General features: G+C 57.5%; 24 protein-coding genes. 8 read left to right on the top strand and 16 right to left on the bottom strand.

Features of this window, described 5'->3' with window-relative positions; all coding sequences use genetic code 11:
• Positions 1–267 precede the first annotated feature (267 nt).
• The 8 genes from M8Q45_RS15315 to M8Q45_RS15350 all read right to left on the bottom strand — a co-directional run bounded on the left by M8Q45_RS15315 (position 268) and on the right by M8Q45_RS15350 (position 7,474).
• Positions 268–540 (bottom strand): hypothetical protein, encoded by a 273-nt coding sequence (locus tag M8Q45_RS15315; RefSeq protein WP_249875442.1) that lies wholly within the window; start codon positions 538–540, stop codon positions 268–270.
• Positions 541–946: 406 nt separating this feature from the next.
• A complete protein-coding gene (locus M8Q45_RS15320) occupies positions 947–1,321 on the bottom strand; it encodes a response regulator transcription factor (RefSeq protein ID WP_249875443.1) in 375 nt (124 codons plus the stop codon).
• A 184-nt stretch (positions 1,322–1,505) separates the two neighbouring features.
• Positions 1,506–2,036 carry a hypothetical protein gene (locus M8Q45_RS15325; RefSeq protein ID WP_249875444.1) on the bottom strand — a complete coding sequence of 177 codons (531 nt, stop codon included), beginning with the start codon at positions 2,034–2,036 and terminating at the stop codon, positions 1,506–1,508.
• 250 nt (positions 2,037–2,286) lie between these two features.
• Positions 2,287–2,997 carry an AraC family transcriptional regulator gene (locus M8Q45_RS15330; protein ID WP_249875445.1) on the bottom strand — a complete coding sequence of 237 codons (711 nt, stop codon included), beginning with the start codon at positions 2,995–2,997 and terminating at the stop codon, positions 2,287–2,289.
• 48 nt (positions 2,998–3,045) lie between these two features.
• On the bottom strand, positions 3,046–4,491 hold the full coding sequence (locus tag M8Q45_RS15335; RefSeq protein WP_249875446.1) for a sensor histidine kinase: 1,446 nt from the start codon (positions 4,489–4,491) through the stop codon (positions 3,046–3,048).
• Positions 4,492–4,911: 420 nt separating this feature from the next.
• A complete protein-coding gene (locus M8Q45_RS15340) occupies positions 4,912–6,402 on the bottom strand; it encodes a sensor histidine kinase (protein WP_249875447.1) in 1,491 nt (496 codons plus the stop codon).
• A gap of 510 nt (positions 6,403–6,912) precedes the next feature.
• Complete coding sequence (locus M8Q45_RS15345; RefSeq protein ID WP_249875448.1) at positions 6,913–7,221, bottom strand: BrnA antitoxin family protein; 309 nt, start codon at positions 7,219–7,221, stop codon at positions 6,913–6,915.
• The gene (locus M8Q45_RS15350) at positions 7,199–7,474 is read right to left on the bottom strand and encodes a BrnT family toxin (protein WP_028237683.1); all 276 of its coding nucleotides are present in this window, start codon (positions 7,472–7,474) and stop codon (positions 7,199–7,201) included. Before M8Q45_RS15350 ends, M8Q45_RS15345 begins: the two co-directional genes overlap by 23 nt.
• Positions 7,475–7,651: 177 nt before the next feature.
• Between M8Q45_RS15350 and dusA the strand changes: the two genes are divergently transcribed.
• Positions 7,652–8,638, top strand: coding sequence for a tRNA dihydrouridine(20/20a) synthase DusA (gene dusA / locus M8Q45_RS15355; protein WP_249875449.1), 987 nt, complete (start codon positions 7,652–7,654; stop codon positions 8,636–8,638).
• 178 nt (positions 8,639–8,816) lie between these two features.
• Entirely contained in the window at positions 8,817–9,743 is a 927-nt protein-coding gene (gene tal / locus M8Q45_RS15360; RefSeq protein WP_249875450.1) for a transaldolase, read from the top strand.
• 144 nt (positions 9,744–9,887) lie between these two features.
• Here the strand turns inward: tal and rssC are convergent, their stop codons facing one another.
• From rssC to M8Q45_RS15375, 3 genes are all read right to left on the bottom strand, one after another.
• A complete protein-coding gene (rssC, locus tag M8Q45_RS15365; RefSeq protein WP_186609803.1) occupies positions 9,888–10,370 on the bottom strand; it encodes an anti-sigma factor antagonist RssC in 483 nt (160 codons plus the stop codon).
• Entirely contained in the window at positions 10,370–11,551 is a 1,182-nt protein-coding gene (gene rssB / locus M8Q45_RS15370) for a two-component system response regulator RssB (RefSeq protein ID WP_030139975.1), read from the bottom strand. The genes rssC and rssB overlap by 1 nt, the downstream gene beginning before the upstream one ends.
• Positions 11,552–11,895: 344 nt before the next feature.
• Positions 11,896–12,585, bottom strand: a complete 690-nt coding sequence (locus M8Q45_RS15375) for an MlaA family lipoprotein (RefSeq protein ID WP_030139974.1) — start codon at positions 12,583–12,585, stop codon at positions 11,896–11,898.
• Between the two features lie 200 nt (positions 12,586–12,785).
• Here M8Q45_RS15375 and pcrP point away from each other — a divergent pair, with 200 nt between their 5' ends.
• A complete protein-coding gene (pcrP, locus tag M8Q45_RS15380) occupies positions 12,786–13,406 on the top strand; it encodes an HAD superfamily inactivated hydrolase PcrP (protein ID WP_249875451.1) in 621 nt (206 codons plus the stop codon).
• A gap of 109 nt (positions 13,407–13,515) precedes the next feature.
• Entirely contained in the window at positions 13,516–13,779 is a 264-nt protein-coding gene (locus M8Q45_RS15385; protein ID WP_249875452.1) for a DUF4404 family protein, read from the top strand.
• A gap of 172 nt (positions 13,780–13,951) precedes the next feature.
• On the opposite strand, the gene queF is transcribed toward M8Q45_RS15385, so the two are convergent.
• Positions 13,952–14,782 (bottom strand): NADPH-dependent 7-cyano-7-deazaguanine reductase QueF, encoded by an 831-nt coding sequence (queF, locus tag M8Q45_RS15390; protein WP_249875453.1) that lies wholly within the window; start codon positions 14,780–14,782, stop codon positions 13,952–13,954.
• 60 nt (positions 14,783–14,842) lie between these two features.
• On the bottom strand, positions 14,843–15,367 hold the full coding sequence (gene copI / locus M8Q45_RS15395) for a copper-resistant cuproprotein CopI (RefSeq protein WP_249875454.1): 525 nt from the start codon (positions 15,365–15,367) through the stop codon (positions 14,843–14,845).
• A gap of 157 nt (positions 15,368–15,524) precedes the next feature.
• Here copI and M8Q45_RS15400 point away from each other — a divergent pair, with 157 nt between their 5' ends.
• Positions 15,525–16,205 carry a heavy metal response regulator transcription factor gene (locus tag M8Q45_RS15400; protein ID WP_030139969.1) on the top strand — a complete coding sequence of 227 codons (681 nt, stop codon included), beginning with the start codon at positions 15,525–15,527 and terminating at the stop codon, positions 16,203–16,205.
• Entirely contained in the window at positions 16,202–17,551 is a 1,350-nt protein-coding gene (locus M8Q45_RS15405; protein ID WP_249875455.1) for a heavy metal sensor histidine kinase, read from the top strand. The genes M8Q45_RS15400 and M8Q45_RS15405 overlap by 4 nt, the downstream gene beginning before the upstream one ends.
• A gap of 158 nt (positions 17,552–17,709) precedes the next feature.
• Here M8Q45_RS15405 and M8Q45_RS15410 read toward each other — a convergent pair whose 3' ends face one another.
• From M8Q45_RS15410 to M8Q45_RS15420, 3 genes are all read right to left on the bottom strand, one after another.
• Positions 17,710–18,954 (bottom strand): lipoprotein-releasing ABC transporter permease subunit, encoded by a 1,245-nt coding sequence (locus M8Q45_RS15410; protein ID WP_030139967.1) that lies wholly within the window; start codon positions 18,952–18,954, stop codon positions 17,710–17,712.
• A gap of 63 nt (positions 18,955–19,017) precedes the next feature.
• On the bottom strand, positions 19,018–19,716 hold the full coding sequence (gene lolD, locus M8Q45_RS15415) for a lipoprotein-releasing ABC transporter ATP-binding protein LolD (RefSeq protein WP_502940321.1): 699 nt from the start codon (positions 19,714–19,716) through the stop codon (positions 19,018–19,020).
• The gene (locus M8Q45_RS15420) at positions 19,709–20,959 is read right to left on the bottom strand and encodes a lipoprotein-releasing ABC transporter permease subunit (RefSeq protein WP_249875457.1); all 1,251 of its coding nucleotides are present in this window, start codon (positions 20,957–20,959) and stop codon (positions 19,709–19,711) included. Before M8Q45_RS15420 ends, lolD begins: the two co-directional genes overlap by 8 nt.
• Positions 20,960–21,053: 94 nt before the next feature.
• On the opposite strand from M8Q45_RS15420, the gene M8Q45_RS15425 reads away from it, so the two are divergent.
• Positions 21,054–21,650 (top strand): PilZ domain-containing protein, encoded by a 597-nt coding sequence (locus tag M8Q45_RS15425; protein WP_249875458.1) that lies wholly within the window; start codon positions 21,054–21,056, stop codon positions 21,648–21,650.
• A complete protein-coding gene (locus tag M8Q45_RS15430) occupies positions 21,647–22,369 on the top strand; it encodes a glycerophosphodiester phosphodiesterase (protein WP_249875459.1) in 723 nt (240 codons plus the stop codon). Before M8Q45_RS15425 ends, M8Q45_RS15430 begins: the two co-directional genes overlap by 4 nt.
• The last annotated feature ends 18 nt before the right edge of the window (positions 22,370–22,387 follow it).

Raw genomic sequence — 22,387 nt, forward strand, 5'->3', positions numbered from 1 at the left:
AAATACCCTTCCCGAGGGTTGCGCCCCTCCTCCCAGCCGCGCCCGCACTGGTATATTGGGCCTGGCTTTTCCAAAGACGCAACCATTAAAATTATACCGCCGTATCTTCTCGCCATACGAATTGCCTATTATATATACCCAATTGTATTTGATCGCGCCCGCTGCAAATACCAATACTGTTACTGCAGTAAAGCATTGGCACTCAATATTCAACTTATTGCAGGTGTAGACATGAAAATATCACCGTTGATTTTCTCGATGGCCATTTCAGCTGTTGGCGGCACATTTGCTGTCACCAGCTGGGCAGTAGAAGGAAGCGCGCAAACCATGGGAAACAATGCAGTCCGGTCCAGTCGAGATCATTCCTCCGAGAATGTTGTACACACCCACGCGGATCGCGTTGTCTCTGATGGATCCGATCGAGTAGGCGTTAATAGCATCGCCGCTGATGGCGCTGATCGGGTCGGGTCTACTCGCGTTGCTGCGGATGGTGCGGATCGAACAGGCGGCAATCGGATCGCCTCCGACGGTGCCGACCACGTGGGCGCCAGTCGACTGGCAGATTCGGGCTATCGCAGCTCAACGGAGGTGCGGGTCGCTGATACGGGATACTCGGGTATTAACAAGACGACCGTCAGTAATTTTTGCGGTCCCTGCCGATGACTGAATGACGCGAGTCGAAACGCATATTCAATAATCCAAGGTCCATCACCCGGAGAAGGAACGTGGTGATGGATCGATGAGTTCAAGGCTGAAAATCATGAATTGCATGAAAAACGGAAATATTCAACCTCAAAATCCCCTATTAAAATCACGCCTGGATTGAATATTCGAATAAACAGGAATGGCGTTGCGGCATAAGCAAGAGAAATTCGGAAGCGAACTCGTGATGCGAAGACACTTTCAAACAAGCTTTATGGCTAAGTGCCCTAGACATTCGCTGACATCACGGCCGAGATTTCAAAGTGTTTTCGATACACATCAATAATGCATGGGTATCGAATGGTTTAGCGAAATAACCCTCAGGTTTTCTTACATTGGCACTGAATTTCGGAGGCGAGCCAGGCATCCCGGTAATAAAAACGGTAGGGATATGAATATTCATAGCCGCCAACGTTTCATACATCGTGACCCCGCACATGCCCGGCATCTGAATATCGGAAATAAGAAAATCGCTCTGTTCGGGGCCCGATGAGTTAAGGAATGCAAATGCGCTGGAGTAGGTATGGACTGTATGGCCATAAGAGCGCAACAGACTGTCAAGTCCGACAAGAATAAACTCATCATCGTCGACGACCGAAATAATTCCTGAGTTAGGCATGTAAAAACCCGTGCATTAGCGTGCGACTGTAGTGCAAACCCTACTCGCAAGACACGCGCTAAAAATTTAGAAACAATGGTAGTTTGAGTAATTCTGTTGCGATAACTGCAACTTGATGTTCGCGAAGGAAAAACCAGGCCACGCAATTATCATTCATCCATCATGACAAAGCGCACAATAAACCTCACCAGGCTTCACTCTCGAGAAGGTGTTGTTTAATCAACACCAAGAAGCGTGTGTTGTGACGAATGCAATGATCAAAGTAGCGAATACTGGCTCTGTCTTTGTCGGTGAGGGCGCGTTCACGGTACTCGCGAAACATCCTGTCAGATGCACACAACAGGCGCAGATCCTGATGAATGACCAACAGGCAATCTGCAAAACATTTCGATTCATGAATATCCTTCATACTCAAGAGCGCGGCAACGTCGGCATAACCACCCAAGTCGCGGATACCGCTCACTAAAAATTCGGTATATTCGGTGTTTTCCAGCAGCAACCTGCGAATGAGATCTTGTATGGGAAGAAAACTGATATTGCGAAGGTGTTCCTGAACCTGCTTCAGCGATACTAGAATGCTCAACGTAGCGCCCAACGTCTGCATCATTGTATCGACGATTTCTACGCGCTCTGCACTGGACAAAGACGTGTGTGCGCCGTAACGACTAATACGCAGCGGATGACTGACGATATACATTTTGTGTAATGCGTTCATGGCAACCGTCCCAGGGTGGCGCCTCGGCGCGATTAATTGATATTCCATTTGATCAGAGTACCCCTCGTCGACTCCGGCAACACTTCTACCTCCAGACGGCGAGGTAGCACATGAGGTCAGGGTTTTCATACCAACGTATGGCGGCCAGCAGTGAGAAATACTTACGCTCTCTATTTCACTTATATCGATAACAGGCACTGAAAAGCCAACCGACCCAGTCATTACACAGATCAAATGCGTCCGTTCAAATTTAGGAAAGATATTGCGATTGCAGCAGCGGGCTCCACTGCTCCTGATTGTCCGGGCGCCGGTAGTACACCACCAAGTGACGAGCAACCTGCATCGCCAGCTTCCGACCATGATCGGCTTCGACTAACGCCAGCGCGAGATCTATTCCTGCACTCACACCGGCAGCAGTCCATATAGATTTTTGCTGGACATATATAGCCTCGCGATCCAGTTTAACTTGCGGGAACGCGCGCTCGAATTGATCCGCCATCGTCCAGTGAGTCGCCACCCGCAGGCCGTCCAGCAGCCCGGCACAGCCCAGGAAAAATGCGCCACTGCATATTGATGTGGTGCGATTCGCAGTAGTTGAAGCCAAGCGCAACCAATCAATCAGCGACGCGTTGTCGACAATTGCCTGCCGAATGTGGGGAGAGCCGGGCACAATCAACGTATCTCTTGGTTCATTAACCAAGTCAGTCAGACGCCGAGTTTGTACAACGAGGCCCTCGCCTGTACGAACGGTCCCCCCCGCTACACTTGCGGTGTGCAAGGTATAGCCAGGCAGCCCGAGCTGATTGAGATTTCGTGTCGCCGCCCAAAAAACAGTATGGGCGCCGGTCAGATCAAGGAGCCCCATCTGCGGATAGGCCACGAAAATGACGGTGCGGGGTTGTGCGCGCAACGGATTTGGATTTTGGTATTCAAGACGGCCAGGCATATCTTTTATAACCAAGGTTGATCTCCATGGGGTACATAGGAACCCAGGTATAGCGGGTACGTATTAAGTTTCTCTTTCCAGGGGGAGCGTAAATACAAACCGAGTTCCAATCTTCAGCGTGCTGCTGACCCAGATGCGACCGCCGTGAAATTCAATGATCGAACGGCATATTGAAAGACCGATTCCAAGTCCGGTGGGCTTGGTCGTGAAAAACGGATCGAATAATGAAGGAAGGATCTCTGTGGAAATACCATCGCCTGAGTCGGCTATTTCGAGCACGGCCTCACCCTCTCTAACCGACGTTTGGATACTCAGCACCCTCGCTCTGTCATGTACGCTCGCCATGGCCTGACAGGCGTTGATAATCAAGTTTATGATGACTTGCTGCAGCTGAATACGGTCGGCTCTGATCATTGCATCTGGTGCGCCCAATTGGATCTGCGAGCGAACCTCATGGAAAGTAATGTCATGTTGCATGAGTGCCAGTGAGTCGCTTACGACATCATCGAATCGTTCGACCGTACGCTGCGCCTCGCTATGCCGCGATAGTGCCCTGATACAGGTGATTACGTCGGACACCCTGACGGAGTTTTGAATAATCCGGTCTATCGATTTCCGTACTTCATCTAAATTGGGTTCGGGACGGTTGATCCAACGCTTGCAGCATTCGCCACTGGTTATCAAAGCCGCCAGAGGCTGGTTGATTTCATGCGCTATGGACGCGGCCAATTCGCCCATAGAGGTTAGTCGCGTGACCTCCGAAAGTTTCGCCTGTGAATGAAATAATGCTTCCTCCGATTGCTTGGAGGCGGTGATGTCCATCAAAGCACCTACGTACTCGATATATCCGACGTGTTTGGAAAGCGGCCTGGCGTTCATCTGCACATGCTTGATGCGTCCGTCCGGCATCACCAGCCGATGTTCCACCTCGATGAAATCCTGATGGTTCGCCACCTGTTCCAAAGCGCGATCGACTATCCGCAGATCTTCGGGATAAATGCGCGCTCTGACCAAGGCAATTGTCGGTGTGACGTCCAACGGGTATTCGAAAATGCGTGATGACTCTTCCGACCACCACAACCTTACTTCACGACCAATAATGATGCCGACACTGCCCGTCCGACTGAGTTTTTGCGCCCCCAAAAAAACCGCTTCGTTGCGGCGCAACAATGAGCTCGCTTTTTTGCTGCGCAGTGCTAATAAGGTAATGGCAGCCAAGACAATCAGGCGATGCACGAAGCCGGCAACGAGATCCTGGTCAAGATAGCCTTCATTCGCGATAAAGTTCGCACTCAGCATTACCAGACAGCCTAACGCCACGATGAGAAAGACTGAGACGGTGAAAATATCGGCCGACATAAAGACTAAAGCGATGTAGAACAAAGTTGATGCGGCATCCAAGTCGAGACTTACGTTCAAAAAAAAGATCATGCCGCCAACGGCAATGGCCGCCAGCCAGGCAACGGCGTCCGACAAAAAGAAATGTTCCCAGCGTTTTATGATAGACATTTACTCTTCCAGATTCTGCTAAGGAGCGGCAACGTGTATGGATAGATGCTGCAGGACAAACATTAATCAGTGAACGCTTTATCTCTTTAAACAGGAGCTCTCCCTTTCGTTATGCGGCGCCTGCGCACACTTTTATCGAAGCGACCGGCAGGATGAGAGACATCTTATTCCAAGTCGCTATTCCTGACACTGCTATATAGGATCAGATGGGACATGCCTAAGTATCAGAACCTTATACCCAGGTATTGAGGACGCGCGCGATTAAAAAGATCGTAATCGTTCACTTGGGGAAATAGTCCGCCATTCCGTAGGAAGCCGGGACGATCATGCGTTGAAATGGCCACATCAAGAGGAGGGTTTTGCCAGGAACGACTCTGAAGGATAATTCAAGGATGGATGTGTCCGTCCCCTGTCTTTTCGTCAAATAGCCGATGCGTACCCCTCTTCGACAGGCGTCAACAGCGGCAAGGCAAACTGGAACGAACTGCCCTGCCCCTCGATACTCGATGCCCATATGCGGCCCTGATGGGAGTCGATGATTGAGCGGCATATAGATAAGCCCATACCCAGGCCTTTTTCCTTGGTAGTAAAAAATGGCGAGAAGAGTTTGGGTAGCACATGAGCAGGGATACCCATGCCCGTATCGATCACTTCCAACCCAACTTCCTCATCATTGGTCCAGCTGCGAATGAGTAACTTCCGCTCGGACACATTGACATCGTCCATGGCTTGGCATGCGTTGATAATCAAATTAATGATGACCTGCTGCAGCTGGACGCGATCGGCACTGATCGGTGCGTCGAAGACCGTCAGTTCAATCTCAGGCCGGATCCCATGGTGAGCCACTTCATGCCTGACCAAGAGTAGGGTTTCGTTGATGATGCGGTTGAAGGACTCGTTGCGCCGAAGTGGATCAGTCTTGCGAGATAGAGACCGAACTCGCAGCGTAATCTCGGCAGCCCGATTGGAGCTTGTAATTATCCGCTCGATTACCTTGCGCACTTCGAGCAGGTCGGGTGTGGGCTGGCTGAGCCAATTGAGCCCAGCTTCGCCGCTGCTCGTTATCGCCGCTAACGGCTGATTGACTTCGTGGGCAATAGACGCAGCGAGCTCACCTAAAGATGTTACACGCGTTACATGGGCCAGCTGGGCCCGGGCTTGACTGAGTGCTGCTTCCGCCTGCTTGATGGCGGTCACGTCCATCAGCGCACCCAGGTATTCGGGGCGGTTGCCCCGCTTGAACAGCAGAGTCGCGGCCATGCGCAAATGTTTGACTCGTCCATCGGGCATCAACAGACGATGGCTCACCTCGATGATCGCTTCACGGCGTTTTGCTTTTTCGAATCCCGCCAGGACTTCTTGCACATCCTCGGGGTGAGTACGCGCCAGGATCATTGCAGCGGTGGGCGGCGTGCTCGGTGGGTACTCGAATATTTGTGCTGACTGTTCCGACCAGCCGATCTTCTCCAGGGTTGCGCAAAAACCGAGACAGCCAGTCTGACTCAAGCGCTGCGCGCCACTCATGCAAACTTCTTTTTGGCGTAAGTTATCCGAGATCCGCTTGCCGCGTAGTGCGAAGACTACGATCGCCGCGAGCAAAGAAAAGTCACGCAGAAAAGGCATTGCCAATTCCCAACGACCCGAGCCGTAGTCGCTAAGGAAAAATGCTGCGAGCACCAACATGCTCAAAAGCAATGTGGCGATTACCCCGTTGACAGGGATCAGGTTAACCGACATCAGCAGCATGGCAATGTAAAACGGAGTCGTCGCGAAATCGAAATAAGTGTCCCTGCCGCCATAGATCCCGCAGGCAACGATTAGTCCCATTAACCCGATAAGTAAATTTTCAAGTGGCTGAAGGCGGACAGCGCCGAAGGCGTTCCTAATCCTTTTCATTGAGTTATTCGGCATAAGACAGCAACTCCTGTTCCGGCGAAGCCTGCCGCGCGAGTTTGGCAGGTGATCTGCGACTAGCCGATAACGCATAATGTTAAGTGCGAACGTCAGGCCGATAATCGATCAGCATCCTAGTAGCTCAGGCACAATGCCTGCTAGGACAAAAATCCCAAAAAACACGCCACTGCTAAAGGGAGCGTCAGGCAACATAACGCCAGCATTGACACTTTTTCTTTTTTAGTGCCGTATCCACCCCCCAATCGATCACATACAGTTAGCGCTGCTCCAAGCAGGAAGATTTCGGAGTACTTATGTGGGGATCACAACTCGCTTAACTAAAAGTTAAAACCTGGGCGTTTGCGATCAAAATACACGGCAATCATGCAAGCCTGGCGCATAAACAAACGCATGGCCAAGATAACAAAAAAAGGGGACGGATTTATTACACCATTCCCGAGACAAGATAATCAGCAGGCAGCAAAAAGCCGCCTCATCGGCGGCTATTATTCTGGGAAAATTTAGCGATTAAGCCTTCAGTTCTTCTGGAGTATGCGTCTTGAGCCAATCAGCCAAGGCGGCGTTCATCCGCGTTTGCCAGCCCGGCCCAGAAGCTCTGAATCTCTCCAGCACGTCAGCATCGAAACGAACATTGACGTGCTCTTTAGTGGCTGCCGACTTTGGCCGGCCACGCTTCGGCTTGAGCATCTCCTTTGCCTGAGCTTTGCCAAACAACCCCACAAGCATCTCGCTGGCTGGTTTGGCCTTGGCGAAGTCTTCGGTCGACCATTCGGGGTTTGCCGTATCGACCTTCTCAGGACTGGGTTTCTTGGTCATAATTTTTGACCTCCCGTTTGTTGGCTTTACGAAAGCTGATGACGTGGACCGCGTCACCTCGTGGAGTAAACACTACGACATGCAGCCGATCCCCTATGTATCCCATCGCCCGATAACGACACTCGCCGTAGTCGAATCGATCATCTTCCAGGATCAATGCAGTAGACCATTCAAAGTCCCGCACGAGGGCAAACGGGAGTCCACGTTCTTCCACGTTGCGAGCGTCTTTGGCGGGGTCATAGGTAATCTGCATATAATTATCGTAGCCACGTTAAATCGTCAACACAAGGTGTGAGTTGAAACGCTGATCGGGCATGCGCTCTGCCTGGTTATCATCAAAGATTGAGCGGCTAGGCTTGAGAGCCCGCCAAGTACCCGACAAGCATCCCTGATAAACTGCGTCCATTCACCCCGATGACTCAAATTCCCAATGCCCCTACAATCTGCTCCACTCTCCCGCCGCTTCTCCGTCGCCCCCATGATGGATTGGACTGACGCCCACTGCCGCTACTTCCTGCGCATCCTCTCCAAACACGCCCTGCTCTACACCGAAATGGTCACCACCGGTGCCTTGCTCAACGGCGACCACGAACGCTTCCTGCGCCACCACGAAACCGAGCATCCGCTGGCCCTGCAATTGGGCGGCAGCGTGCCTGCGGATTTGGCCGCCTGCGCCCGGATGGCCCAGGAGCACGGTTACGACGAGGTCAATCTCAACGTCGGCTGCCCAAGCGATCGGGTGCAGAACAACATGATCGGTGCCTGCCTGATGGGGCATCCGGAATTGGTGGCCGATTGCGTGAAGGCAATGCGGGATGCGGTGTCGATCCCAGTGACGGTGAAGCATCGGATCGGGATCAATGGACGCGACAGTTATGAGCAGTTGTGCGAGTTCGTCGGGACGGTCCGTGACGCCGGCTGCACCAGTTTTACCGTGCACGCGCGGATTGCGATCCTGGAGGGGTTGTCGCCGAAGGAGAATCGCGACATCCCGCCGCTGCGTTACGACGTGGTAGCGCGGTTGAAAGCGGATTTCCCTGAGTTGGAAATCGTGCTCAACGGCGGGATCAAGACGCTGGAGGCCTGCCACGAGCATTTGCAGGCGTTCGACGGTGTGATGCTGGGTCGCGAGGCCTACCACAACCCGTATCTGCTGGCCGAAGTGGATCAGCAGTTGTTTGGCAGCTCCGCACCAGTCATCACTCGGGCCGAGGCCTTGGCAAAGCTGCGGCCGTATATTGCCGATCACTTGGCAAACGGCGGTGCCATGCACCACATCACCCGCCACGTGCTGGGACTGGGCACCGGGTTCCCGGGCGCGCGGCGGTTCCGGCAATTGCTGTCGGTGGATATCCACAAGACCCAGGATCCGTTGGCGCTGCTGGACCAGGCGGGGCAGTTGCTGGAAGGGCGTTAACCGTCACTTGCTTTGAACCTGCGCGCGGTTTTGGCATCGTATCTACCGACAGTTGCCCCGGCCATTCAAACAGCCGTTTCCAGGTTGTTGCCGCTGGGGCCATCGATACCTCTTCACGCCCTTGAGTGGCTGCCGGCCCTCGGGTAATGTCAACGGACCCATAGGACAGAGCACGCTCATGACTTCCAAGCTGGAACAACTCAAGCAGTTCACTACCGTCGTGGCCGATACTGGCGACTTCGAAGCCATCGCCCGCATCAAGCCCGTCGACGCCACCACCAACCCTTCCCTGCTGCTCAAGGCTTCGGCAATGCACGGCTATGCCGAGCTGCTCAACGCCTGCGTGGCGGACTGCAAGGGCGACGTGGGCCTGGCCAGCGACCGTTTTGGCGTCGCGGTGGGCCAGGAAATTCTGAAAGTGATTCCAGGACGCATTTCCACCGAAGTGGATGCACGCCTGTCGTTCGACACCGAAGCCATGCTCAAGCGTGCGCATCGCCTGGTCGACCTGTACGAAAAAGCCGGCATTGGCCGGGATCGCGTCCTGATCAAGATCGCTTCGACCTGGGAAGGCATCCGCGCCGCCGAGAAACTGGAGCGCGAAGGCATCCAGTGCAACCTGACGCTGCTGTTCTCCTTCGCCCAGGCCGCCGCTTGTGCCGATGCCGGGGTGTTCCTGATCTCGCCATTCGTGGGCCGCATCTATGACTGGTACAAGAAGGCCAACGGCAACGACTACACCGGCGCCGACGATCCAGGCGTGCAGTCCGTGACGCGCATCTACAACTACTACAAGTCCAATGACTACAAGACCGTGGTCATGGGCGCGAGCTTCCGCAACCTCAATCAGATCGAGCAGTTGTCCGGCTGCGACCGCTTGACCGTCAGCCCTGAACTGCTGGAGAAACTGGCCGCCGACGAAGGCAAGCTGGAACGCAAACTGGCGCCTGGGCAAGCTGGAGAAGCGCGCCTGAGCCTCAACGAAGCGCAATTCCGCTGGTTGTCCAACGAGGACGCCATGGCGACCGAGAAACTGGCTGAAGGCATCCGTCAGTTCGCCCGGGACCAAGAGAAGCTGGAGGCGTTGCTGCAAGCCAAGCTTTGAGCTGACTCGCAAGGCATGCAAAAGGGCGAACCTTGATGGGTTCGCCCTTTTTTATGCGGCTCAGCCTGAGAAATCTGGCGCCTGAGCAGGCCATTCGCGAGCAGGCTCGCGAAAGCATCAGTTCGGTCTACACACGCTCAAGAATCAAGGCCGTTCCAGCGCATTCACCAGGTCATGGAACGCTTCGCGATTGGAATCGTTCAGCCCCATGAGGATCTTGTGGGCTTCAAGCACCTTGATTCGCACTTCCTCTTCGGACTGGTCCTGATCAGGCAGGTCGTCCAGGCATTCCGGACACGGAACCGGATCGCCAACGATGTTGAACACCTGGTCGAAGCCCATCGATTGGAGAAGACGGGTAATGTCGTTGTGGGTGGTGACGACAGTCGGAAGCAGGCCGACCTTTTGCCGCGACAGGATCGACAGCTTGGCCAGCAGGCCCAAAGTGGTGCTGTCGATGCTGCGGGTTTCGGTCAGGTCGATCACGATGGCGCTGAAGTTCAGCGCGGTGAAGATCTTCTCGATTGTCGCATCCAGCGCCGAACACAAGGTCAGGCGCACTTCACCGACAAACTTCAGGACAAAGGTGCCGTCCTGCTCGGCGAACTGGATTCTACCGGTACTCATCAAAGGTTCCTGCTCAACACTAACAGGGCGATATCATCCGGCATCTCCCCTAGCGTGGCTAATCCAAACACTTGGCGCAGGCCTTCCAGGCTGCCGCCCGCCGCACTCACCCGTTCAGGCAAGGCCGCTTCTTTCTCTTTGAGTGTAGGCTCTGACAAAAGGTCCAGGATGCCATCAGACATCAGCGTCAGGCTGAACGTCGGTGGCAGCTCCAGAATGTGGTCTTCGTAGGTGGCCTCGTTGAACAGGCCTACCGGCAAACCACGGCCTTCCAGGTAACGAACACTGTCAGGTGTATACAACACAGGCAACGGCAGGTGACCGCCGATGCTATACGTCAACAAACCAGTCTCCTCGTCGATGACTCCACCGACCATCGTGACGTGTTTGCCCAGCTTACAGCTGATCAGCCCCCGGTTGATATGCCCAAGGACTTCCGAAGGCTTGAATTCTGGCAAGGTCCCGTTGCGCTTGGACTCGAACAACAGCCGCGTGGTCATGAATTTCAGCAGTACCGTCACGAATGCCGACGAAGCGCCGTGGCCGGAAACATCCGCCAAGTAGAATGCCACTCGTCGCTCATCGACGCGAAAATAGTCCACGAAGTCGCCCGACAGGTACAACGACGGGATGATCTGGTGGGCAAAGCGGAAATCGTCGACGGTCCAAGGGCTGACCGGCAGCATGTTCATTTGCACCTGGCGCCCGGCGTTCTGGTCTTCCTGCAGCAGGTTCAGGCTGGCTTCGAGCTCACGGTTGGCGGTTTCCAGCTTTTCACGGTAGCGCTGGTTTTCCACCAGCAGGCGCGAACGATCCAAGGCCCGACGCACCGAGTGCTCGAGCACCGCGAGGTCTTCGAGGGGCTTGATCAGGTAATCCGCCGCGCCCAGGCGCAAGGCCTCGACTGCGTCGTTCATGACGCCCGCGCCCGACACCACGATCACTGGGGTCTGCGAGGAGATCTCGGTGACCTGGCGAATGAGTTCGAGTCCGCCCATCTGCGGCATGCGCAGGTCGCAGATGACCAGGTCGGGCTTCTCCTGTTCGAATACCTGAAGACCCTGTTGGCCGTTACTGGCCTGCAAGACGCTGAAACCACTGTCTTCCAAGTAGGCGGCGAGACTGGCTCGCACCACTTCGTCATCATCGATTATCAGCAGCGTGGCACTGGTTTTTGGCATGTGGGCAAACGGCGCCAGAATTAGGTTGGCGTAGCGGGCGGGGCGGTATGGCCTGGCACGCACTACTGGATTCGCTTTCTAGCCTCTCTGTCGTACCGGCTTCAGGCCTTTGCCCTACACACGGTTACACAGAGGTGCCCTTCTAAGGCGCAGACGGTACTCCCATCCGCGGGGCGTTTCAAGCTCATGCAGACGGTCGCTTGCCGTCGCCATTTGTCAAAGTACAGAGAGTTATAAGAACCGAGCGAAGCGTAACTCAATGGAAGGATCAAACCCGTCCAGACAAGACGTCAATACACAGAAGGCGGCCTTTCGGGCCGCCTTCTGTGCGCTACGGGACGCGATCAAAAATCGTCTTCGACCTGGCCATCCTTGACCTTGAATTCGCGGTTTTGCAGGAAGGCATTGCGAATGAAGACGTATTTGTCGCCGCTCACCAATTTTTCCGCGGACAACAGGCTCGCGCGGGTATCGACAATATTCAGGCCCCAGATCGAATTGCGCACCGAAACGTTGTCGATGTAGGGATAAGGCGTGGTGTAGCTGTCCACCAGCTTGGCCGGCGCATCACGCAAGGTGCTCGGCCCCAACAACGGCAGCATCACGTACGGCCCGCTGCCCAACCCCCAATAGCCCAGGGTCTGGCCAAAATCCTCATCGCTGCGCTGCAGGCCCATTTGGGTGCCCACGTCAAAGAAGCCCAGCAGGCCGAAAGTGGTGTTGAAGATCAATCGAGCGGTGTCGACCCCGGCGGCGGCCGGCTTGGCTTGCAGCACGTTGTTGGCCAGGTTGCCGACATCGCCGATGTTGCGGAACATGTTGTGGATGCCGTCCTCGAGGAACTGCGGCGTCACGTATTGATAACCCTGGGCCAGCGGCTTGAGCGCGTAGGTATCAATGGTGTCGTTGAACGTGAAGATGGGACGGTTGATGCTTTCCCAAGGGTCTTCTTCCGTGGCGGCCTGACTGGCGAACGGCACCAGCAGGACGCTGGCGGAAAGACACAGCTGAGCTAGACGATGGCTCCAGCGCATAGGGAAAAACTCCTTGGATTGATCAGGCAAGGGCGCCGAGCCCAGGCGGTAAGGCCGCTAGTATAAGACGGAACACGCGGATAGGCAGCATCGAAAAAGAAGCGCCTGTAGGAAGACTCCACAACGCGCCGCCTTCATTTTCCTGTCACCAGACTGTCATCGCGACCCGTTAGGCTGCGGGTTATTTCAAGGACGTTCCCATGCCACGCGCCGAAGCCCTGCCCCTCCCCGCTCCCAGTCTTACCGCTGTACTGTTCGGCCTGAGCGGATGCCTGGTGGATTTCGGATCGCGCATTCGCCAGCCAGGGGCGACGCCCACGGATCACGCCCAACCGACGCCCGGCGCTCTGGAAAGCCTGCAACGCTTGCAGCACCTGAATATTCCCTGTGCCTGGCTCGAGGAATTGCCTCCTGCCGTCAGTCATCGGCTGGCCGCCACATTGCCTGGCTCGATCAAAGCGCCGCAACTTCCTGCAACAAATAATCCTTGGCCAGCGCCACATGCCTGTTGGCAAGCGCTGATGGCGTTGGATGTCCAGCAACTGGACGGCTGTGTATTGGTCAGCGGCGAGCCAAGGCTGCTGCAATCAGGGCTCAACGCGGGATTATGGACCATCGGATTGGCCTCCTGCGGCTCGTTGTGCGGCCTGTCGCCGGCCGAGTGGCAAGAGCTGAGCCAACAAGACCGGGAGATCAAGCGCGCCAAGGCGACCGTGCAATTGTTCAGCCTAGGCGTGCACTCGGTGATCGATCACCTGGGCGAACTGGACACCTGCCTGGCCGACATCAGCCTGCGCAGGCAAAAAGGCGAGAAGCCCTGACCGGGATCATGCAGGGCGCGTGAGTGTGGATTACTCTTAAGGCAGGCCATGGACTTTTGACGCAGCGTCGCGGTCCATGGCAGTGCCTATCAATAAAGGGAGTACGCCAATGCCTGCCCGCGACTTGCAAGAACAGCTCAATAAACTGCGCGAGCAATTGGAACAGAACCCGCCGCTGTCTGAGCCAGAGCGCAAACATCTGCATGAGTTGATGGCGCAGATCGAATCCCAGATCAAACTGGAAAATCACCTGCAGGACAACAATCTGGTCGACGGGGTGAACCTGGCCGTAGAGCGCTTTGAAGTGGAGCATCCAACTATTGCTGGAACACTGCGCAATATCGTCAATACCTTGGGCAGCATGGGAATCTGAACCTTCCAAACACCCAAAAGCCCTGCTAGCGATAGCGGGGCTTTTTAGTCAACGCTTTGGAAAAACAATCCCTTGTGGAAGCGAGCTTGCTCGCGATAGCGATTTGTCGCCCAAATACGATTTTGAATGTGCCGCCCTCATCGCGAGCAAGCTCGCTCCCACAGCCAGGGCTTTATTGGCGGACCAGGCGGTGGTTCGGCAGTTGAACGTCTTCAGTACTGCGATACGGATTGATGTCCAACCCACCCCGCCGCACATACCGCGCGTATACAGTCAATCTTTCCGGTTTGAGCAAGCGTTGCAGGTCGAGGAAGATCCGCTCGACGCACTGCTCATGGAAATCCGAATGCTGGCGGAAGCTGACGATATAGGCCAGCAGGCTGGCATGATCCAATGCCGCACCTCGATACTCCACCGCCACGCTGCCCCAGTCCGGCTGGCTAGTCACCGGGCAGTTGGACTTGAGCAGATGGCTGTGCAGGCTTTCCTCGACAATGCGCGAATCATCACAACGCAGCAGCTCCGGGCGCGGGTGCTCGTAGGAGTCGACGCTGATGTCCAGTTCGTCAATACAAACCCCAGGCAGTGCCACGACGCCTTCGCTCTCTACATCCTTGAGGCTGCGAATGCGCACAGCCACCGGTTTGCCCGCCGCTGCCGATAGATCCTGGCGCAAGGTCGCTTCCAGGCTCGCCGTGTCAGCGAACGGCGTCTGGTTCAACGAGTTCAGGTACAGCTTGAAGGACTTGGATTCGATGATGTTCGGCGAATCCGCCGGGATGGCGAACTCACCGATGGCCACCACTGGCTTGCCGGACGGCAACAGCCAGGACAGTTCGAAGCAGTTCCAGAAGTCCACGCCCTTGTACGGCAGGGTCTCGGCCGTCAGGCCCAATTCCGCCCACTTCGCGGTGCGCGGGATCGGGAACAACAATGACGGGGTATACGTAGCGATGTATTCGCTGGATTTGCCCAGCGGCGAATGTTCGGCTGCGGGATGCATGACGGAAACCTGACTGAAGAATCAGCGGATTCTACCAGCCTTTGCCACCGCCTTGAGCGCTTACTGACTGACTGTCAGGTCGCCTTTCATCCCGGCTTGATAATGGCCGGGCACATTGCAGGCGAACTCCAGGCGAGTGGCCTTGCTGAACGTCCAGGTCAATTCACCGGTATTGCCCGGCTGCACCAGTACGCTGTTGGGGTCGTCGTGACTCATCCCGCCTTTATCCCCATGACCCATCGCGGCATGTTCCATGCCCGATGGCATTCCGGTTGGAGACAACATGCCGTCTTGTTGCATCTTGAGCATCTCCTGCTGGTGCTCCGCATGCATCGCCGCATCGCCCAGGTTGAACTCATGCAACAACTGCCCTTTGTTGACCAATACAAACCGCACCGTCTCGCCGGCCTTGATGTCCAGCGCCTTGGGATTGAATGACATGTCCCCCATCACCACTTCGATGCTGCGACTGGCCTTGGCTGCCGGCGCGGGCTGGCCGAAATCAAAGTGGCCCGGCGACGCCCAGGACGACACACTCAACGCCAGCACAGAGGCGGCCAGGACCAGACGGTTTATCATCAACATGTTCATACTCCAGCAAGAGAAGGTTCAACTTGCCGAAGACTCTAAGCAGGCGCGACTGCCAGTTGACTGACATTTGCATTACAAGTTTGTCAGGTTGGCCCACCCGCGCATGCGTCACGGTATAACGCACTGGTACAAACACCGCCTCGAGCCGCCCATGAAACTGCTGATTGTCGAAGACCAACTGAAAACCGGCCAATACCTGCGCCAGGGCTTGAGCGAAGCCGGCTTCAACGCCGACCTGGTGGCCGACGGCATCACCGGCCAGCAACTGGCCCTGAGCGACGAATACGCACTGCTGATTCTCGACGTGATGCTGCCCGGTCGCGATGGCTGGCAAATCCTCCAAGCCGTGCGCGGGGCCGGCCTGGACACGCCGGTGCTGTTCCTGACCGCGCGCGATGCGGTACAGGACCGCGTGCATGGGCTGGAACTGGGCGCTGATGATTACCTGGTCAAGCCCTTTGCCTTTTCCGAACTGCTGGCCCGGGTGCGCAGCCTGTTGCGCCGTGGCAGCTCGACGCCCCAGGAAACCAGCCTGCAACTGGCGGACCTGCGCCTGGACCTGATTCGCCGTCGCGTGGAACGCAGCGGTCGACGCATCGATTTGACTGCAAAGGAATTCGCCTTGCTGGAAATGCTGCTGCGGCGCCAGGGTGAGGTACTGCCAAAATCACTGATCGCCTCGCAAGTCTGGGACATGAATTTCGACAGTGACACCAACGTCATCGAAGTGGCGATCCGTCGCTTGCGGCTCAAGGTCGACGACGAGTTTCCCAACAAGCTGATCCACACCGTGCGCGGCATGGGCTATGTCCTTGAAGAGCGCAGCCTGTGAGCCGGTGGTCACTGAGCAATCGGCTGGCGCTGCTCTTCGCCGCCTGCACCGCCGTCGTGTCGCTATTCGCGGGCGTGTTGTTCAGCCGCGGCAGCGAGGCGCACTTCGTGGAGCTGGACCGACAACTGCTCGAAACCCAACTGATCGGCGTGCGCCGCGCCTTGCAAGACAACCACGGCCATGACCCCCAGGTGCGCCTGGACGATGAGTTGAGCCGCCAGGCAGACCTGACCTTGCGCATCAAGGGCAGCAACGGCACCCAGTGGCATGGCAGCCTGATCCCGGCCTCGCCCGAACTACCGGAACGCCCCGGCCTCTACACGCTTCGCGATGCGGACAATGACTATCGGGTGCTGAACGCGCCGCTGTACCCCGATCGCAGCAACTCACCACAACTGACCTTGTTGCTGAACATCACCCATCACCAGCACTTCCTGCAACGCATGCAGCGGCTGATCTGGCTGACCGTCGGCCTCTCGGCACTGGCCACCGCCCTGCTCGGCGCCTGGGCGGCCCGGCGTAGCCTGCGCCCCTTGCGACGCATGGGCGCGATCGCCAGCAGCGTTTCGGCCCGCTCCCTCAATGCCCGGCTGCCGGAAGAGCATATGCCCGTCGAACTGGCGGAATTGGCCCGCAGCATCAACGATATGCTCGGGCGCCTCGACGATGCGTTTCAACGCCTCTCTGCGTTCTCCGCCGACATCGCCCATGAGCTGCGCACGCCGCTGTCCAACTTGCTGACCCACACCCAGGTCACCCTCACCCGCGAGCGTTCGCTGGAAGATTATCGCGAAGCACTGCACGGCAATCTCGAAGAACTGCAGTGGATGGCGCAACTGGTCAACGACATGCTGTACCTGGCCAAGGCAGACCATGGCCTGTTGGCGCTCCATCGCGAACCGCTGCAATTGGCCGAGGAAGTGGACATGTTGCTGGACTTCTTCGCCCCCTTGGCCGAAGACGCCAACATACGCCTGGGGCGCGACGGCGAAAGCCTTATCGAGGGTGACCGCAACATGCTACGCAGGGCTCTTTCCAACCTATTGGATAACGCCCTGCGCTTCACCCCCCGTGGCGGCGAAGTGCGCGTGCGGATTGTCGATGTGGGTCAAGGCGTGAGCGTGTGCGTGGAGAACAGCGGGGAAGGCGTTCCAGCGGATTTGCTACCACGCCTGTTCGACCGTTTCTACCGCGCCGACCCGGCCCGCCAGGAAGGCAGCAGCGAACATGCAGGACTTGGGCTGGCCATCACCCGCTCGATCATCCGCGCCCATGGTGGGGACATCAGATGCGAATCGGTTGGGGGATGGACGCGGTTTGTGATTGAGTTGCCCAAAAACAATTGAGGCCGTACTCATTCCCCGTGGCGAGGGAGCTTGCTCCCGCTGGGCTGCGCAGCAGCCCCAAATCTCACCCGTCCAAATGATTGGGGGCGTCTGGATTTTTGGGAGCGCTGCGCACTCCAGCGGGAGCAAGCTCCCTCGCCACGAAAGCCTGTCCAGGCTCAGGAATACCGCAACGCCTGCGCCGGCTCGATCTTCGCCGCACGCCACGCCGGGTACACCGTGGCGAGGAAGCTGAGGATGAACCCGGCAGAACAGATCAACACCACATCGCCACGCTGAAGCTCGGACGGCAGGTTGCTGACGAAATACACGTCGGAACTGAAGATGTGCTGGCCACTGACCCGCTCCAGCCAGCCCACCAGCTCACTGACATTCAGCGCCGCGATCACCCCCAGCACGCCACCGATCAACGTTCCGACAATGCCGATCACCGTGCCCTGGACCATGAAGATCGCCATGATCTGCCGCGGCGTGGCGCCGATGGTGCGCAGGATGGCGATGTCCGCGCCTTTATCGTTCACCACCATGATCAACGTGGCAATGATATTGAACGCCGCCACCGCGACGATCATCAGCAGCAGCAAGCCAATCATGGTCTTTTCCATTTTCATGGCGCTGAACAGGCTGCCCTGGGTGTGGGTCCAGTCGTCGGCCTTGTAGTTAGCGCCGAGACCGGTGGCGATGTCACCGGAGACCTTCGGCGCCGCGTACAAGTCTTTCACCGCCAGGCGCACACTTTGCACCTGGTTTGGCTGCCAATGCTGCATCTGCGCGGCGTCGGCCAGGTGGATCAGGGCCATGGAGCCGTCCAGCTCCGCACCGACCTTGAACACACCCACGACGTTCAGGCGCTGCATCCGCGGGGTGATGCCGCCCGGCGCGGTGCTGACTTCCGGCACGATCAAGGTGAGCTTGTCGCCGACATTCAGGCGGAAACGCCGGGCCGTGATCTCGCCGATGACCACACCGTATTCGCCCGGCTTCAAGGCATCGAGACGCCCTTGGACGATGTGCTGGGCAACGATGGAGACCTTGCCTTCCTGGGCTGGGTCCACACCGCTGATCTGGATTGGCTGCATCGAACCCTTATGGCTGAGCATGCCTTCCATTTCCGTGAACGGAACGGCAGCGGTGACTTCGGGATTCTTCAGCGCGGCGGCAGCCACCGGCTGCCAATCATCGATCGGGTTTACGCCGACGATAGTGGCGTGGGGGACCATGCCAAGGATGCGCGAACTCATTTCACGCTGGAAGCCGTTCATCACCGACAACACCACGATCATCGCCAATACGCCAAGGGCGAGGCCGATCATCGACGTCATGGAGATAAACGAAACAAAGCGATTGCGGCGCTTGGCGCGGGTATAGCGCGTGCCGATGAAAATCGATAACGGTCTGAACATTCGCTGGGCACCGTATGAAAATAAAAGACCCGGCGCCTGCATCAGGCACCGGGTTTCGGTCGGTCAGATGGGCGTCAGGCAACCTTCCTGCAAATGCAGGACGCGGTCCATCTGGCGGGCCAGGTTCATATCGTGGGTCACCACCAGGAACGCCGTGCGCATCGAGGTGCTGAGCTCCAGCATCAAGTCCTGGATACCTTGGGCGGTATGGGAATCGAGGTTGCCCGTTGGCTCGTCGAGCATCACCAGGCCGGGCTTGTTGACCAAGGCCCGGGCAATCGCCACGCGCTGGCGCTCGCCACCGGACAGTTCGGCCGGCTTGTGTTCCAGGCGATGTCCCAACCCTACCCGCTCCAACAGTGCCGTGGCGCGCTGACGGGCCTCGGGAATCGCCGTGCGGCCGATCAACAGCGGCATGCAGACGTTTTCCAGTGCGGTGAACTCGGGCAGCAAATGGTGGAACTGATAAACAAAACCCAGGGACCGGTTGCGCAGCAGGCCGCGGACCTTCTCGTTCAGCGCCGACAGTTCTTCGCCGGCCAGCCAGACACTGCCGGCGGTCGGTGTGTCCAGCCCGCCCAGGAGGTTGAGCAAGGTACTCTTGCCCGACCCGGAGGTGCCGACGATCGCCACGCGCTCGCCCGGGTGCAGCTCCAGTTGCAGGCCCGACAACACCACCACCGACTCCGGCCCTTCCTCGTAGGATTTGCCCAGGTTGCGGCAGCTCAAGATTGCTTGTTCACTCATGCCCGACTCACTCATAACGTAACGCCTCCGCAGGCTGGGTGCGCGCGGCACGCCAGGCTGGATACAGGGTGGCGAGGAAACTCAGGACCAACGCGGCGCCGCAGACCATCAACACATCGTCGGCCTGCAACTGCGATGGCAGGTAGTCGATGAAGTACACGTCGGCGTTGAGGAATTTGTGCCCGATCAGGGTTTCGAGACCGGCAATCGCGGCGCTGACGTTCAACGCCGCGAACATCCCGACCAGGGCCCCGACAAACGTGCCGATCACGCCAATGACCGTGCCCTGGACCATGAAGATCCGCATGATCTGCCCCGGCGTGGCGCCGAGGGTGCGCAGGATGGCGATGTCGCCCTTCTTGTCGTTCACCACCATCACCAGGGTGGAAATGATGTTGAACGCCGCCACGGCGACGATCAGCAACAGCAGCAGGCCGATCATGGCTTTTTCCATGCGGATCGCCTGGTACAGGTTGCCGTGGGTGCGCGTCCAGTCGCGGGCGTAATAACGGTCTTCGCCAAGCTGCTGGGCGATGTTCCAGGCCACACGCGGCGCCTGGAACAGGTCGTCGAATTTCAACCGCAGGCCCTGGACCTGGTCCGGTTTCCAGCGGTGCAGGCGGGCGAGATCCTGGAGATTGGTCACGCCGAGGTAGCCGTCGAGCTCGCCAGCGCCGACATGGAAAATGCCGACCACGGTAAAGCGTTTCATGCGCGGGAACATGCCGCCCGGCGTGACGGTGACCTCAGGCGCGACGAAGGTCAGCTTGTCGCCGATGGCCACGCCGAGCTTGGCCGCGGCCTTGTCGCCAATCACGATGCCAAAGCCGCCGGGCGCCAGGTCGTCGAGTCGACCCTGCGTCATGAAGTTGTCGATGATCGACACTTGCCGTTCCAGCGCGGGGTCGATGCCGTTGAGCAAGACCTTGGAGACCTTGCCGTCGTTGGTCAGCAGCCCTTGCATCTGGGTGAACGGCGCGACGGCCAGCACCTGCGGGTTCTGCTTGACCTTGGCGGCCAGGCTCGGCCAGTCGCTGATGGCTTCGCCGGATTCGAGGGTCGCGTGGGGCACCATGCCCAGCACGCGGGTGCGCATTTCATGGTCGAAGCCGTTCATCACCGACAGCACGACGATCATCACGACCACGCCAAGGGCCAATCCGATGATGGACGTCAGGGAAATGAACGATACGAAATGATTGCGACGCTTTGCACGGGTATAACGCGTGCCGATGAATACGAAGAGAGGTCTGAACATGTCGGGGCTTGTTCGGAGGGAAAAGGAACGTCCTTGTGGCGGGGGTCACAAACCAGCTTTACACTCAGACCACCGCCGCTACCATGGGTTCGCCATGTCGACATTAGATGAAGAAGATCGCCGCGAATACTACCGTATCGAGGACACGATCGCACTGGAAATTCGGCCCCTGTCCATTCCTGAAGCTGCTAGCCAGGAAGTGTTGCAGGATGAGTCCCCATTGTTCAATCTGCTCAGCGAACTGCACCTGAGCGAATTCGAGTCACAGCACCTGTTGCGCCAGATCAGCGAGCGCGAACGCAGCATCGCGGCGTACCTCAAGGCCATGAACAAGCGCATCGACCTGCTCAGCCAGGTCATCGCCGTGACCGTGCTCGGCGAAATCGGCGACCCCCAGCCGGTGATCATTTCCGAAGGCGGCATCGACTTCCAATACCCCACCCCCATCGCCGTCGGGGCGCACCTGTCGGTCAAGCTGGTGTTGATGCCCCAGGCCTTGGGATTGCTGCTGCGCGCCCGCGTCACCCATTGCGATCCGAAGGGCGGCGGCTACGACGTAGGCACCGAGTTTGAACACCCGACCGACGCCCAGCGTCAATTGTTGGCCCGCTACATCCTGCAGAAACAGGCGCAGGAACGGCGCCTGGCGCGGGAACTGAACGAATCTGGCATCAATAAGGAAGAACCGTGACCCTCATCTATGGCCACCGCGGCGCCAAGGGCGAAGCACCGGAAAACACCCTCACCGGTTTCCAGGAATGCCTCAAGCACGGCGTACGCCGTTGCGAGCTGGACTTGCACTTGTCCATGGACGGCGAGTTGATGGTGATCCACGACCCGACCCTCAAGCGCACCACGGATCGCCGGGGCAAGGTGGTCGAACACACCGCCGCCGAACTGGTGACCTACGATGCGCGCAAGGGTGGCCCGGGCTGGATCAAGCCGTGCCCGATTCCGCGCCTGGAAGAGCTGTTCGAAAAATGTGATTTCGAGCACTGGCAGCTCGAGGTGAAAAGCGCATCACGCACTCGCGCCGCCGCGACCGTGCTGGGCATCCGTGAAATGGCCCAACGCTTCGGGCTGCTGGACAAGATCACCATCACCTCCAGCTCCCGGGAAGTGCTCAAGGCAGCCCTGGAATTGACCCCGGACATTTCCCGTGGACTGGTAGCCGAATACGCCTGGCTCGACCCGTTGAAGGTCGCCCAGAGCTATGGCTGCGAGATCCTGGCGCTGAACTGGACCCTGTGCACGCCAGAGCGCCTGATCAAGGCGCAGCGCCAAGGCCTGCATGTGTCGGTGTGGACGGTCAACGAGCCCGCGCTCATGCGCAGGCTCGCCGACTTTGGCGCTGACAGCCTGATTACAGACTTTCCCGGTTTGGCCACTGCCACCCTCGAGAATTGCTGAAATCGGTCTCCCCGGCCG

The sequence above is a fragment of the Pseudomonas sp. T1.Ur genome, assembly GCF_023516725.1.
Classification (GTDB): Bacteria; Pseudomonadota; Gammaproteobacteria; order Pseudomonadales; family Pseudomonadaceae; genus Aquipseudomonas; species Aquipseudomonas alvandae.